9 protein-coding genes are annotated in these 15,381 nt (G+C 62.6%); 3 read left to right on the top strand and 6 right to left on the bottom strand.

Annotation, left to right across the window (positions count from 1 at the left end):
• Positions 1-19: 19 nt before the first annotated feature.
• From SLQ30_RS29270 to SLQ30_RS29250, 5 genes are all read right to left on the bottom strand, one after another.
• A complete protein-coding gene (locus SLQ30_RS29270; protein ID WP_319450318.1) occupies positions 20-1,225 on the bottom strand; it encodes a DUF6339 family protein in 1,206 nt (401 codons plus the stop codon).
• Positions 1,222-1,950 carry a hypothetical protein gene (locus tag SLQ30_RS29265; RefSeq protein WP_319450319.1) on the bottom strand — a complete coding sequence of 243 codons (729 nt, stop codon included), beginning with the start codon at positions 1,948-1,950 and terminating at the stop codon, positions 1,222-1,224. Before SLQ30_RS29265 ends, SLQ30_RS29270 begins: the two co-directional genes overlap by 4 nt.
• 161 nt (positions 1,951-2,111) lie before the next feature.
• Positions 2,112-4,103 (bottom strand): hypothetical protein, encoded by a 1,992-nt coding sequence (locus tag SLQ30_RS29260; RefSeq protein WP_319450320.1) that lies wholly within the window; start codon positions 4,101-4,103, stop codon positions 2,112-2,114.
• Positions 4,100-5,092 carry a PD-(D/E)XK motif protein gene (locus SLQ30_RS29255; RefSeq protein ID WP_319450321.1) on the bottom strand — a complete coding sequence of 331 codons (993 nt, stop codon included), beginning with the start codon at positions 5,090-5,092 and terminating at the stop codon, positions 4,100-4,102. Before SLQ30_RS29255 ends, SLQ30_RS29260 begins: the two co-directional genes overlap by 4 nt.
• Complete coding sequence (locus SLQ30_RS29250; protein WP_319450322.1) at positions 5,089-7,761, bottom strand: Z1 domain-containing protein; 2,673 nt, start codon at positions 7,759-7,761, stop codon at positions 5,089-5,091. Before SLQ30_RS29250 ends, SLQ30_RS29255 begins: the two co-directional genes overlap by 4 nt.
• A 759-nt stretch (positions 7,762-8,520) precedes the next feature.
• On the opposite strand from SLQ30_RS29250, the gene SLQ30_RS29245 reads away from it, so the two are divergent.
• Positions 8,521-8,955, top strand: a complete 435-nt coding sequence (locus tag SLQ30_RS29245; RefSeq protein ID WP_319450323.1) for a hypothetical protein — start codon at positions 8,521-8,523, stop codon at positions 8,953-8,955.
• 12 nt (positions 8,956-8,967) lie between these two features.
• On the opposite strand, the gene SLQ30_RS29240 is transcribed toward SLQ30_RS29245, so the two are convergent.
• Entirely contained in the window at positions 8,968-10,329 is a 1,362-nt protein-coding gene (locus tag SLQ30_RS29240) for an L-serine ammonia-lyase (protein WP_319450324.1), read from the bottom strand.
• A gap of 304 nt (positions 10,330-10,633) precedes the next feature.
• Between SLQ30_RS29240 and SLQ30_RS29235 the strand changes: the two genes are divergently transcribed.
• Together SLQ30_RS29235 and car are read left to right on the top strand one after the other, a co-directional pair.
• On the top strand, positions 10,634-11,407 hold the full coding sequence (locus tag SLQ30_RS29235; protein WP_319450325.1) for an esterase: 774 nt from the start codon (positions 10,634-10,636) through the stop codon (positions 11,405-11,407).
• Positions 11,408-11,687: 280 nt separating this feature from the next.
• Entirely contained in the window at positions 11,688-15,209 is a 3,522-nt protein-coding gene (car, locus tag SLQ30_RS29230; protein ID WP_319450326.1) for a carboxylic acid reductase, read from the top strand.
• The last annotated feature ends 172 nt before the right edge of the window (positions 15,210-15,381 follow it).

Here is a 15,381-nt window from a genome sequence, read left to right as displayed (position 1 = left end):
CTGAGATTGCCGTCCACCGTCATTGCCTCCGTAGCATTCGGCGCAATGCAGTTTCGCTGGTCTCGGGGCTGGCATCCATGTCGCTGAGTTCGGTTGTTTCCGTCGGTGTTTGTGGCGGCCACGCCGTGTCTATGTTGTCTGTGGATTCAGCGAGTACGTAGTAAGTGCCTCGCCGAACTCCACGCCGTGCGAGCAGTCCCTCTTTCACAAGTGATTGAAGAACTTCGCGGGCCTCCCCGGAAGTGATCGGCACAAGCTCCCGAAGGTTCGTGTTGGTGACTCTCCCGACCCGCCTAGCAATTCCAAGGGCAGTTTGGGCGACATTCTCAAAATCCGGAGTGACGGCAGTCGTTGACGGACCCACTAGCGACTCATCGTCGGACATCGTCATACGTTCTATTGAGACCACGCTGGGACTTACTTCGGCCGGAGCATCTGAAGCCGAGTCCGTTGGCATTGCTTCCGGGCCGCGGTGCCGCCCTCCGGAGTGTGGAGATTCGCCCGACAGCGCCGAAGCAGCGGAATTGAAGCAGTGCTCGACTACCTCATGGACCTCGTCGTCCCGCAGCGCCGCGAACGCGACGAAAGGTGTCAGGCGAAGAAGTCGCTTCATCGCATCGCGCATCAACAGCATGCGCGATTCTGCCTCTCCTCGGTCAACACGGGCGAGAAAGTCCAAGGCTACGGTGCGTGCCAGCCGACGATCGCTAGCGATGGTGGGGCGCTCAGTAATATTTACAAGCTCATCCTCGCCCAGCAGCGTGAGATCTACACCAGGACCGAGGATTTCGGCTCTCCACCAAAGCCGTCTAAATGTATTTCGGTTGACATCGCCAATGAATCTGCGCTTGTCAGCATCCCGGCCAAACCGCCATGCGGCGACGTCGAGCAGCCAGCAACACGTTAGATAGCTCCATACCTCCTCGTGGGAAGCCTCATTCGGCGACATCGGGAGGCGATCGTGCAGCAGGCGAGCAAGTTGCCCCTCAAACACCGAAAGATCTACGAGCCGTTCAGGCATCCCGTGCCTAGCAGAAAGATCTAAGACCTCCTTGCGGAGATCAACGAGTCGTTGGTCATCAATCCGCAGGCCGCCGACGGGCGTATATGTAGTGACCGGGTTCCGGTCAGGCATGCGACTACCGATGCTCGCGACGTCTTCGCCCAAGTGGTTGTTCAGGATCTCAGTTGCCGAGTGCTTATCGATGCGCGGGAGGACGATCATCCGACCACCCCGAACCTCGCCTGCAACTCAGCGTTGAATCGGGACGAATCTTCGACGATGCGCGACCGAAGCGACGAAAGTTGACTTCCTGGCCAGCACATCGTTATTAGTTCGAACAACATCCGTCCAACGGACCCATCCTCGAAGGCCTCCGGATCGTCGACAAAGCGATCGTTTCGCAGCGCCCCGAAGATCAAAGATCTTGCAACGTCGAAGGTAACGAAGGATTTCAGGAGTCCGGCCCGAGGGTCGGAGGTGCCCGAGCGCAGCATCGCCGGCATGGATTCGTGACTGGTGTTGACGAGCAGTCGCATACCTCCCAAGACCGGCGCATCGAGTTCATCGGAATCCCAGTCCAGCACCCACGCCGCATTGTCTGGATAGTGAGGAATCACTTTGAAGTCTGCGGCCGTTATTGGGAATCGTGCAGCGCCACCTTCAAGCGCGATCTGCGTCTCTTCGTTCCACAGGATGGCACCCGCCCGACGTGGCGAGATCGGCGTCGGTGTGCTCCCACGGTGGCGCAGAACAAGGCGAGTTCGCAGAGTCAGCCGCCCACCTGCCATTGCTCCCGGCACCCTCAGCGTCAACGCAGTGCGCGCCAACCCGGACAGCGTTCCGAGCTCGACTACCGGTCCGTCGCCCGCAATACGGGTCCTGTTCGATGACCAAGTCGCGGCGAACGCGAAGGCGGCATCTTGCGGTAGGCCACACGAACTACGCACATCGTCAAGGTCAACCTCGATTACGCGGACCAACTCAAGGTCCGTAAAGGGATCCCAATGCTCGAGCCGGTCGCCGACCTCCACACCGTCGGCAAAACACCACGCGTGTGCAGCTACCGCTGAGTCCGGTGGCAGAAGATATGGGATAGCCCGAGCGGTCTTCAACGCCGCTCCACCGTGAGGTCTACACGCATCATCTCGTCGCGGAGCTCGATCTCAACGAGCCATTTTCCGTCTACCCCTTCGGGTCCGACCACTACCTCAGATGTCAGATGTCGCGAGCCAAGAGGGTCGACCCAACAGTGCACAGCCGGAGGGACGTATCCAACTGGCGGCTCAGACTCTACGAAGGCGCCGTCGTTGGTCATCACCTCGACGGCCGCCGACAGGCAGACGCGATTCCCTTTCGTACGCAATTCAAATGGATACGCGATGACCGGCGATCCGTCGGCAGAAATCACGGGAACCGGGTCACCACCGGATCGCGTCTGAGGCGGCGGCAGAGGCCGAGGCGTGACAATACGATCGCGCTGGGGCGTGTCAGATTCCTCTTTCTCATTCGGTCGTATGACGTCGCCATCCGGCGGCGCATCCACCCAGACATCATCAGTGATGACATCAATGTCTCTTCGCGCTGGTGAACGACGCCGCGTCCGAGATTTGGCGACTCGCTGCGATGCTGGGCGTCTGGCCCCGGGACCGTCCTGGCCGGGCATAAGCGCTGCGAGCGCATCCGCAAACTCGCCAAGCGGAATTGCGTCTGACTCGGTGAGCTGACGTATTGAGGCGTCGTAGCCCGCTGCCAACCTGCATTGGCTCTGCACGCGTTCTAACGCGATCTTTACGAACGACCGCCACTGTTTGTCGTGGACAGACCGATATACCCATTCGTCATGGGTGGGAGGTTCGGCGGCTTTGAACATGTCGTCAGCATCGAGCCCGCACTTAAACACACCGGCGTAGCCCAATCTGCCCGTGACCGGTGTTGCACCTGCAAGGTAGGTCACGACGAGTTCGGGCGTCCGCATGAGCGCCACGTGGTGGACACCGGCTGACGTGATGCGCGCGCCTCGGGGAAGCGGTCGATCAGGGAGATCTGCCGGAGCCACCGGCCCCTTTTGAATAGTTAGCCGCCCAAGCCTCCGGACCGGACGGAGGCTGCGGATCTCGCAGTCCATCGACAAGTCGTCAAGGTCCTCGCCCGGTTCCTGGCGCAGACGATCCATCGCCTCAACAAACCCTCGAAGACGCTGGTGCGTACGAGGATTCGGGATCCGAACGCTCTTGCCGCAATCCGACAGCGAGAATTCCATCGTGCGGCGTGCTCCACCAGGGGTATCGATCATTCGTGGCCAGAAATTCCAGGCGATCGATTCTGCGATGAACTCCATCGTGGAATCAACGCCGTCGACCGTTTCGATCGACACAGACGGCGCGACAACAAGAACCGTGGTCCCTCTTCCGTCTGAACCAACTCTCGGTGGTAGGCCTAGGTGTCCCGCGATTCGATCTGCTTCATCACCGGTCACCGGCTCGGGTGTGCCGTCGCTTATGCGGCCCCACCAGTGCCGACCCGTATAGGGAACGCCGGCCAGATCGAATGTTCCCCCGAGGGCGCATCCGAGCAGCCTCCGTTCGTACTTCCTCGGCGCAACCTCGCAAAGGGTGTCGATTACGACTGTCTTGGCCGCGCTGGCAATGTAGAAGGCCGCCTTCCCGTAGCCAAACGATCCGCCACCAAAATCCTTATCTGGCGGTTGCCCAATGTTTCGCACAAAATCAACAAAGTCTCGCGGCTCGCCCGGCCGGTCGGCTCTGGTCGGTCCCGCCAGACCGTGCGTACCGAAGTCGGCGACATACAGCGTCTGCATCCCCCCGCGGACTTCGTCCGCGAGGGGGAGGGCCGGCGGAGGATCGACCAGCACAGTGTCTTTGAGCCTCGTTGCATTCTCAGCGTCGAGTGTGGAGCGGCCGATCTCAACGCGAATACCTGGCGAGTCGGGGCGTTTCGCATCCCAACAGTTCTGCACAGCCTCACGTACCAGCACCTCGAGCGCTTCCGCGTCCGGACGTCCGAGCTGATTTAGGACACCGATCGCGGCAAGACCGCCAGTTGCGCTGTAGGGCTCCGAGAAGCGTTGTAGAGCAGTCATTTTTTCACCGTCGTCGTAAACGAACTCATCAACGCGGCATACGCGGCATCACTGAGCGAGTCATGAACGGCACCCGTCAGGTCGATGACGTAGCTGATATCCAATACCCCAGTTGGGCGCCTTCCGCTTACAAATGATTCAGGCACAATACGCGGCGTCTTGTCATCAATAGGGAAGGTCACGCGCTCCCGCACCTCGAATGAAATTCCGTCGCTCGCCGGGATATCGCCAATCGGAACACCATTCGCCGCGAGAGCGGCGAAGAGCTTCTCGGCTGAGACTCCGGCGGCGAGCAGGTCGTCGACGACGGTCGATACTCGAACGCTGCCGTCGTGGACCTCCTCGAGCCGCACCAAGTGCATGTGCAAAGTGCCATTATCGGGGGAGAGCAGTTGGTCTTCCCCGTGAATTGTCACCCTGTAGCCGGTGTGCGAACGGGTCGTCTTCACCTCGACAGCTGTCGAGCCACTTCGCATGTCATGACGTTGCCCAAACGGACCCACCCAAAAGCCGATATCAGTCGTGCCTGACCGCACCACGTCGCGAACGACGAGCAGTTCTCCGAGAGTCGCAGCCAACTTGTCGCGACCTACTGGCCCCTTGGGCGCAACTAGAAAGTCACGCCACCCGCTGAGCACATTGTTCAACGCGACGTTCGGAGGCTCGCCACCGTCTGTTACGCGCCCAATCATCGCATCGGCGAAATGGTCGAAAACCTCTGAAAGCGATGTGAACAAGCACACGATATCGAGCAAGCGCGCGTTTCGCCCGTCGATGATGAGATTTCTGGTCGTGACCGTAAGAGTCGAAACATTCGGCGTAGCAACAACTTCAGCGTCAGCCTCCAAGAGAAGGTGTTGGCGTGACTGAGTATCCACCGCAACAAAAATGCCTTTGACCCCTCGGAGCGGCAACACAGTCAAACCATTTTCGGCCGGAGCTCCGTGAGTGGCCAACGCGGCGTACGCAAGCCTGACCTGATCGATCACGCCGTACCCGCCTCGAGTTCGACGGGCTCGTCTGAATCATCGGGCGATTCGACCTCAACGTCGGGCATGGAGGCAATGTCCGCTGTAACGTACTCAACATTGGCTCTAGCGGAAGCACTTTCGGGGAAAACCAAGCCGACGCCGAGCACATGGTCCACTGCCTTCAGTGGCTCACGCGTTTTTGCCGTTCCTCGAACTGGACGGCTGTCCTTCGAAACGGGGTACAGCAAGACGAGACCCGACCCGTCGCCGTAACCGCCATCTTCCTTAGGACTTCGGAATCGCGACAGCTCCGCCGGCTTCGTCTTAGCGGTGAGCAAGCCTTCCGCAAGTTTGAGGTCGATGACACGATCGTTACGGCTCATCAGCGCCTTGATGTCAGCGTAGGTTGCCCCGCCGATCTGTAGCATTTTGGCGCGATTAATGCAGCCAGATTCCATGCCGTCAACGCCCAGGTCCACCGCACCCAGGTAGTCCGAGTCAGAGCTGCGAGTCATCAAGGCAACGTTGAAGCGTAGTAACTCGCCCTCTTCTCGCCGATCGAGAATGTACCGATTGATCAACTGGCTATCGAGGTCGCGGCTGTTTTCATGAAAGTTGTACATCGATAGAAAGCTCACAATGTGCTGGGAATCGATCCCTTCGATGACAGTTATTCCTGCCCTCGGATACCACCTTTTGGCTGATGCCGCCGAAGCGATCAGGGATCGTGCAGCACGCAAGTTTTCGGCAAGCCACGCAGCGTCCTTGTGATTGAAGAGAATCGTCTGCAGCCTTCGACCGGCGTAGGAGGCTTCTGCAGTTCGCGCATGGCGCATCTTGGCTGCCGACGTAATCGCCAACGTCGGATGTGTGCGTATCCGGATCCCGAACTGCTCAGGTGTTAAGTGCTCGACCTCCAACCTCTCAACGTCGTAACGTATTTCCTGCTCGACTGTGGCTAGATGGTGGAACCACGCCCGCATTTCGTCCGTCATCCAGATCCGCGTTAGATCTGCGTATCCGTTGCGGTAACCAAACCAGCGCCCCATCTGAAGCAGCGTGTCGTAGGCGGAGGCAGTACGAACGAAGAAGGACACGGCGAGGCCTTCAAGCGTCAGACCTCGCGAAAGCGTATTGCCACCCACGGCAACGATTACACGCGGATTTGCGTCGTCAAACGACAACCTCTCGAGGCTGCGGGAGTTGTCAGTGATGACTTCAACGTCGTCGGCGACAGCCGATAGTGCATCCGCGATGCCATCCCAACCGATTGCTTCGAGCTGAAAATCGGATGCTGCGACCTTTGTACATTCCTCGGCCCATTGACGCTCCATGGCATCCAGCAGGACTGCATCGCGACGGCTCAGGCGTGCGCGCAAAGTCGACAAGTGATCAACGATCGCCTGGGCCGTCCGTTCATGGACATCGATGTGCTGCGACGTGTGAATGAGTGCCGTCGCATGACGATTCCCCTTGTTACGCAAACGCCTTGCGGCGGTACTCATTAAGAAGTAGCGCAGCGCAGCATCGAGGCTGTCCGTGACTCGCGGCTCGAATTCGTGCCGCTTAGCCGCTCCTTTCGGTCGGAGATCATCGATCTCGTCGTCAGGCACCGAACGCACGAAGTTGTTGCCATCGTCGCCGACGTCGGTATCGTCGAAATCCAGTGCCTCTCTTCCGAATATCGCCTCAGGACCGATGTATGGCAGTGGCCTTGGGAGATCGACAATGAAATCGCGCGGATAAAGGTCTTCATAGTCGCCGGGATCGATCAGGACGTTCGCGAACGGCGTAGCTGTGTAACCGACATATGCCGACTTCGGCACCTTGTTAACGATGTCCCGAATGAGGCCGTTGATCCGCGTTGGTTGTCGATCGGGTTTGGAGGTGTTGACCGTAGCTTGGTCGGCCTCGTCGTCGATGATCAGAATTGGGCAGGATGCAAGCACTTCCGGCCGAGCCGCGAAGAGCCAATCTCTCAGGAGACGAAGTCGAGAGCCGTTCTTCTTGACGACGGCAAGCACGCATTGCCGTTGCGTCGACAAAAGCGCGTCGACATTGGCCGTGGGGCGAAAATCCTGTTCATCTGTCAACCTGTGCCAGATGTCGCTGTGAGGCCCCCAGAGCTGCTCGTTGAGCCGATCCTGAGTTTGCAGCCGAAGCGCATCGTGGATTCCCGAAAGTATGATGAACAGGCGATAACCAGCGTCTGCTGCCTTCGCAATGACCGCCGTGAAGTTCGTTGTTTTGCCGCTTTGCACGTATCCGAGCACTAATCCGCGGCAGTGGTACTCCCCCTCTCCGGCAGGATTCGGCAGATTAGCCACCACCTTGGTCGACGAATCATTGAGGTCCTTCAACATCTCGTCGTCCCAACCGTCTGCCCGCAGGATCTCGACCAGGGCTGACCAGTTGCGATCCTCGGCTCGGGGTCCCGGGTACCAAGTCTCGATATTGCCGGCCACCACCGACGTTGGAACCTGGGCATTCTTGATCAGATCGTTGAGCTCGCGGATTCGCCCGGCGGCCTTTTGCACACGCGATATCTCCACGATCTGTGAGAGTTCGCCGACTGCGTCGTCAAGTGTCAACGACGGACTGTCGCGAATGATCCGAGCGAGTTGCCTTACTACCGGATCTTCAGCTGCCAGGGAATCAAGGTCAGAGACGGCCGCTGGTTCTGTCACGACCGCGCCTCCGCTGAATCCGACGACGCCCCATCTGCTAGCCCGGGAAACACCTCATTGAGGATCGCCAGGAGGTCGATCGCCCGATTCCTATTTATCTGTAGTACCTGGCTTGTCGTGCCGTCAGATGCGTAGGTCTCTAGCTGTAGCAACCTGGGCTGATTTTCGGAGCGGTCGTACGTCCAACCACATTCGCCCCTTGTTCTGTAGCTGATCACGCGGTCATTACGAAATCGAAAGCTTGTGATAAGCGCCAAGATCAAGCATCCCTCCGGAAGCCGAAACGTCCCCATGTCGCACAGCTTGCTCCCGCCTGCCGATCAGTTAGCTACCCGTGATGCGTAGCCGCAAATCGTGCGTTCGGAACAGTTGGCTACAGGCAACCTACCGCCGCAGGTAGTCATTCGTCGGTGATTCCGACCCCCATGGCTCGACCCACATCCACAGGAACTGAGTCCGATCGACCATGCGCTGCCGATACACCTTCCGCAGCGCAGTATTGAGTACGATCGGCCTCATTCTTCACAGTGGTACCAGTTCTTCGACGAGCCGCAGCAGACGAGCAATGGCTTAGGGCGGAGGCCCCCTTCCCGAAGCGGGGAAACCGCCGCCCATCCGGGGCAGGAAGTTCTCGCCATCTCCCCCAGCCGCTGCTGTCGTGCTGAATGTTTGCTAAATCTGCGGCGCGTCGCGGCCGACGATTCCGATCATGATGTCACCGTGGACGGGACTGTAATTCCGACACCAGTTAGAGCCACGATGAGTCAGCGCAATTCGTACACCGTTGTGTGCGCATGCTGCGACCTGGACGTGCCCGAACGGCAAGCCTCGGCGCTGGTCAACGCCGACGGGATAATTCGTGGGTGGCGATGCGGGGTCTGCGATGGCCATCAAGGCAACCCGTTGAAGACCGCCCGGGAGCACGAAGCCGAGTTGCGCGCCCGCTTAGGTCAGACGGTCGAGGAACTCCAGGACACGCTAGGCCTGGCCGAGGATTGCCGAAACAAGATGAAGGCCGCCTTCCGCTCACGCGACGCGGTGCTGCGTCAGTTCGACCAACTCGCCCGTCATCACCGCGCCATCGAGCACGGGTGCATCTGCGGCAAGCGCAACTGCGAAACCCTCGCCGTCGTCGACGCCGATTGGATCAACGATCGGATTGCCCTGATGCTCGAACAAGACCAGGCCGGCTAGCTCCACCGCCGCTCAACACTCCGGAACGTTCACCGCCAACCCACCAAGCGACGTCTCCTTGTACTTGGAGTGCATGTCCATCCCGGTCTGCCGCATGGTCTCGATCGCCTGATCCAGCGAAACCCGATGAATGCCATCGCCATACAGCGCCATCTTCGCCGCGTTGACCGCCTTCACAGAAGCGATCGCATTCCGCTCGATGCATGGAATCTGCACCAGTCCGCCGATCGGATCGCACGTCAGGCCAAGGTTGTGCTCGATGCCGATCTCCGCGGCGTTCTCGACTTGGCGCGGCGAACCTCCGAGCAATTCGGCCAGCCCCGCCGCTGCCATCGAGCACGCCGACCCGACTTCGCCCTGGCACCCGACCTCGGCGCCAGAGATCGACGCCCGCTCCTTGCACAGCACCGCGATCGCCGCCGCGGTCAGCAGATACCGCACCACCGCATCGTCCCTCGCGTCCGGCTCGTCCAGGACGGGCAGATAGCGCAACGCCCAAAACATCACGGCCGGAACGATTCCCGCTGCCCCGTTCGTCGGCGCTGTCACCACGCGTCCGCCGCCTGCGTTCTCCTCGTTGACCGCCATCGCCGCGACGTTCAGCCAGTCCATCGAGTCCGCGTGCGCGTCGGCCTCATGCCTCAACATCAATTGCCGATGCAGCCCGGGCGCACGGCGGCGCACCTCGAGCCCGCCCGGCAACACTCCCTCGCCGTGGAAACCCGCCTCGATACATGCAACCATCGCCGTCCAGATCTGCAGCAGCCCGGTCCGCACGTCGGACTCCGTGCGCACCGCACATTCGTTGCGCCACATGATCTCCCACATCCGCACGTTGTGGATCTCGCAGAGCTTCAGCAGTTCCTCACCGGCGGTGAACGGGAACGGGACCTCGGCGGGCGGGTCCGGTGGCTGGCCGTCGCGCACGACGAACCCACCACCGATCGAGTAGTACATCGCCTCATGTGAGCCACCGTCGGAGAAGTCGACGGCGAACCGGATCGCATTGGTGTGCCGGTTCTTGATCTCCGTCGGATGCATGCCGATGTCCGCCGTGATGAACGCGACCGGCGTAACGCCGCTAAGCAACAGCGGCTCGCCGCCGTCGATCGCCGCGACTCGCGCTCGTCCAGCTTCCGGGTCCACGGTCTCCGGCGTCTCCCCCGACAACCCGAGCAGCATCGCGCCGAGCGTGCCGTGCCCGCGACCGGTGGCCGCCAGCGACCCGTAGAGGTCGACGTGCACACCGACAACCGATGACACCCGCTCACCGAGCTCGTCGACGAAACTCTTCGCCGCGCGCATCGGCCCCACGGTGTGAGAGCTCGACGGGCCCACACCTATCGAGAAGAGGTCGAAGACACTGACAGCCATGGGGATTCGCTACCGCCCTACCATCGGCATGAAACCTCCGCACCGGCCGGAAAGAGTTCCAACCCGTCGTCCAACCAAGGTCTCCACGCTACTCGCTACCGGTCACGCGGGACACGAACCCGGGAATCCAGCCGCCGCCCGTCAAGGCGACCTCTGAGCATCGGCGCCGGGGTGGCGGAAACGGCATCCAGATGTCATCCGCCCGCTTACGCTGATCTTGACGTGATCACGACGGGTGGGGGCGCGCCGACTCTGGAATCCGAACCTGCCTGAACGCCCGAAGCGTCGTCGACAGGAGCAGGACATGACCGCTCGCACCGCCTGGATCGCACTGACCGGCGCCATGCTCACCGCAGCGACGGCCTGCAGCGGGTCTGGCTCCGCACCGTCTGAAAGCTCAAGCGCGGCAACGTCGTCCGAGTCATCCGGCTCCTCCACGTCGGCCAACGCGTCCACCCCGGCCGTGGCGCCCACCTCGTGCACCGACCTCGGCGGCACCGGCGGCCCCGACCGCTTTTGCACGGTGCACGCGCAGACTCCCACCTACACGATCGACATGCACTACCCCGTCGACTATCCCGACCAGCAGGCCATCACCGACGTGCTGAAGCGGCAGCGCGACGGGTTCGTCCAGGCCGCCGGGGAACCACATGCGCCCGAAGCTCAGCTGGCGCTCGACATCAAGGGCACCGCGTACCGATCGGGCACGCCCACCTCGGGCACCCAAAGCCTGGTGTTCGACGAGTACGCCGACCTCGGCGGCGCCCACCCCAACACCGAATACGACGCGGTCAGCTACGACCTGGGCAAGCAGGCCCCGATCACGTTCGACACGCTGTTCAAACCGGGCAGCGACCCCGTCGCGGTGCTCGACCCGATCGTCTCGGCCGACCTGACCAAGCAGTTCGCGGGCCTGGAAATCGACCACAACTCGATCGGCGCCCAGATGTATCAGGCGTTCGCGCTCACCGACGATGCGGTCATCTTCTTCATCGGCCGGGGCATGTGGACCAATGCGGCTGCCGGCGCCACGCACGTGTCGGTGCCCCGCAGCGACCTGGCCTCGATACTCGCGTAACCCGCCGTTCGGAGGCGGCCCACGGAGGACTGAGCCGAGCGCCGTGACCAAAGTCACCGCGCCGTCCGGCTCACACCGCGGGCCGCAGCAGCCGTTCGCTCTGAACATGTCGTAGCAGGTAAACGCTATCGATAGAGGTTGCTGATTCGCGGGATAAGCCTCGCCGCTGACAGCAGAGTCTCAGGAATACATAGGTTCCCTTATCTATTTTCATGAGTAGGGCACAAAGCGGTGTCCCACTAATCCTTAACTGAATTCTGATTGTCAGAGGAGACAACTCATGTCAACTCCCGCCAACGCTCGCGAAGCGCGGCTCCAATACCGCTTCCAGCAGTTGACCTCTGGCGACGCGCAACTCATTGCCGCCCAGCCCGATCCATCCATCACCGCCGCACTCCACGCCGACGGCCTCGTCCTCGCCGACGTCATCCGCACCGCGATGACCGGCTACGCCGACCGCCCGGCCCTCGGCCAGCGCGCCGTCGACTTCGCCAAGGACGCCACCGGCCGCACGGTCGCGCAGTTCGCGCCCCGCTTCGACACCCTGACCTACGCGCAGACCTGGGCCCGAGTGAAGGCCCTCGCCGATTCGCTGGCCGGCAACCCGGTCAAGCCTGGCGACCGCGTCGCGACGCTCGGATTCACCAGCGCCGACTACGCCGTCGTCGACATGGCGCTGTCCCTGACCGGAGCCGTCGCCGTCCCGCTGCAGACCAGCGCGCCCCAGTCGCAGCTGCACCCGATCCTCGTCGAGACCCAGCCCGTCGCGATCCTCTCCAGCGTCGACCACCTCGCCGACGCCGTCGAGCTCGCGCTTACCGCCCACGCGCCTCAGCGCGTGGTGGTGTTCGACTACCACCCGCAGGTCGACGACGAGCGCGAGGCCTTCGACTCCGCCGTCGCCCGGCTCAACGAATTGGCCATCCCCGTCGAATCCCTCGACGACGTCATCGCCCAGGGCGCCCGGCACACCGACGGACCCGAGCTCACCCGCGGCCATGCCGAGGACCTGCGCCTGCTGATCTACACCTCCGGCAGCACCGGCACCCCCAAGGGCGCCATGTACACCGACCGCCTGATGGCCAAGACCTTCGGCGGATGGTTCGGCCCCGACTGGGACACCGAGGGCAAGCTGCCGGCGATCACCCTGAACTTCATGCCGATCAGCCACATCATGGGCCGCGTCATCCTCTACGGCACGCTCGGCGCGGGCGGCACCGCGTACTTCTGTGCGAAGAGCGACCTGTCCACCCTGCTCGACGACCTCGCGCTGGTGCGGCCCACCAAGCTCGACCTGGTCCCCCGCATCTGGGAGATGCTGTACCAGGAGGTGCAGAGCGCAGTCGATCGCCGCGCGACCGTCGGCACCGACCGCGAGACCGTCGAGCGGCAGGTGATGGCCGAGCAGCGCGAGAATCTCATTGGCGGACGCCAGTTCTCGGCGATGACGGGCTCCGCGCCCATCTCCCCCGAATTGCGGGCCTGGACCGAAGAGTTCATCGACATCCACCTCACCAACGGCTACGGCTCCACCGAGGACGGCGTCGTCCTAGTCGACGGAAAGCTGCGTCGCCCACCGGTACTCGACTACAAGCTGGTCGACGTCCCCGACCTCGGCTACTTCGCCACCGACCGCCCCCATCCCCGCGGCGAGCTGTACATCAAGTCCACCGATGTCATCCCCGGCTACTACAAGCGCCCCGAGGTCACGACCGAACTGTTCGACGCCGACGGCTGGTACCACACCGGCGACGTGATGGCCGAGCTCGGACCGGATCAGCTGGAGTACGTCGACCGACGCAACAACGTGCTCAAGCTTTCGCAGGGCGAGTTCGTGACGGTCTCCAAGCTGGAGGCGGCCTACGGCGGGCACCCGTCGATCAGGCAGATCTTCGTGTACGGCAACAGCGCTCGCTCGTACGTGCTCGCGGTGATCGTGCCGACCGACGACGCGCTGGCCGGCGTCGACGGTGACGTGGCCGCGGTCAAGCTCGTGTTGAGCAACGCGCTGCAGAGCATCGCCCGCGAAGCCGGCCTGCAGTCCTTCGAGATCCCGCGCGACTTCCTCATCGAGACAAGGCCTTTCACGCTGGAGAACGGTCTGCTCACCGGCATTCGCAAGCTGGCCAGGCCGCAGCTCAAGGAGTACTACGGTCCCGAGCTCGAGCAGCTGTACATCGACCTCGCCGACGGCCAGGCCGACGTGCTGCGCGAACTGCGGGCCAACGGCGCCAACCGGCCCGTGGTCGAAACGGTCAGCCGCGCCGCCGGCGCACTGCTCGGTACGGCTTCGACCGACGTCGCACCCGACGCCCAATTCACCGACCTCGGTGGAGACTCGTTGTCGGCGTTGACCTTTGCCAACCTGCTGCACGACATCTTCTCCGTCGACGTGCCGGTCGGCGTGATCGTCAGCCCGGCCAGCGACCTGGCCTCCATCGCCGCGTACGTCGAGGAGCAGCGGGCCGGCGGGTCCAAGCGGCCCACCTACGACGCCGTGCACGGCCGTGACGCGGTTGAGGTGCACGCCAGCGACCTGACGTTGGGCAAGTTCCTCGACGCGGAGACGCTCGCAGCGGCTCCGTCGCTGCCCGGCCCGGCCCGCGAGGTGCGTACCGTGCTGCTGACCGGAGCCACCGGCTTCCTCGGCCGCTACCTGGCGCTGGAATGGCTGGAGCGCATGGACCTGGTCGACGGCAAGGTCATCGCCATCGTCCGCGCCAAGGACGACGCGTCCGCCCGGGCGCGCCTGGATGCGACGTTCGACAGCGGTGACCCCAAGCTGCTCGCGCACTACCGGGCGCTGGCAGCCGAGCACCTCGAGGTGCTGGCGGGCGACAAGGGCGAAGCGAATCTTGGCCTATCGGAGACTGATTGGCAGCGGCTGGCCGACACCGTCGACCTGATCGTCGACCCGGCCGCCCTGGTCAACCACGTGCTGCCCTACAGCCAGCTGTTCGGGCCCAACGCCGTCGGCACCGCGGAGCTCATCCGCATTGCGCTGACGACGCGCATCAAGCCGTACGTCTACGTCTCGACCATCGGCGTGGGCGACGGCATCACGCCGGGCACCTTTGTCGAGGAGCCCGACATCCGGCAGATGAGCGCCACCCGCAAGGTGGACGAGAGCTACGCCAACGGGTACGGCAACAGCAAGTGGGCGGGTGAGGTGTTGCTCCGCGAGGCCAACGACCTGGCCGGCCTGCCGGTGTCGGTGTTCCGCTGCGACATGATCATGGCGGACACCACCTACGCCGGGCAGCTGAACGTGCCGGACATGTTCACGCGCATGATGCTGTCCTTGGTGGCGACGGGCATCGCGCCGAGTTCGTTCTACGAACTGGACGCGGGCGGGTGTCGGCAGCGGTCCCACTTCGATGGGCTGCCAGTCGAATTCATCGCCGACGCGATCTCCACCCTAGGCGCCAACGTCACCGAGGGGTTCGAGACCTACCACGTGATGAACCCCTACGACGACGGCATCAGCATGGACACCTTCGTCGACTGGCTCGTCGAGGCGGGCTATGAGGTCGCCCGGGTGCCGGAGTACGCGGCCTGGCTGGAGCGGTTCGACACGACCCTGCGGGCGTTGCCGGAGAAGCAACGCAATGCGTCGCTGCTGCCGCTTCTGCACAACTACCAGAAGGCGCAGCCACCCATCAATGGCTCACTCGCACCGGCGGATCACTTCCGGGCCGCCGTGCAGGAAGCCAAGATCGGGCCGGACAAGGACATCCCGCACATCACTGCGCCGGTGATCGTCAAGTACATCACCGACCTGGAGTTGCTCGGGCTGCTCTGAGCTCCCTCTAACTCCCACCCTCGAGCGACGTCCCCCCTTCGCTTGGGGGTGGGCTTTTGGAGGCTGCTCTGATCGATAGTCGGAGTGCCCGCCTCTGAGCGACAACTCTCCACGCAGCGGGCTGCAGGGCCTGTTGGCGGCGGACTCGACGGCGCATAGGCGAGCGTAGCGG

Source organism: Mycobacterium sp. RTGN4, from assembly GCF_033804635.1.
Taxonomy (GTDB): Bacteria; Actinomycetota; Actinomycetes; order Mycobacteriales; family Mycobacteriaceae; genus Mycobacterium.
Note: the sequence above shows the minus strand (reverse complement) of the source record. Positions and strands in the feature narration are given on the sequence as shown.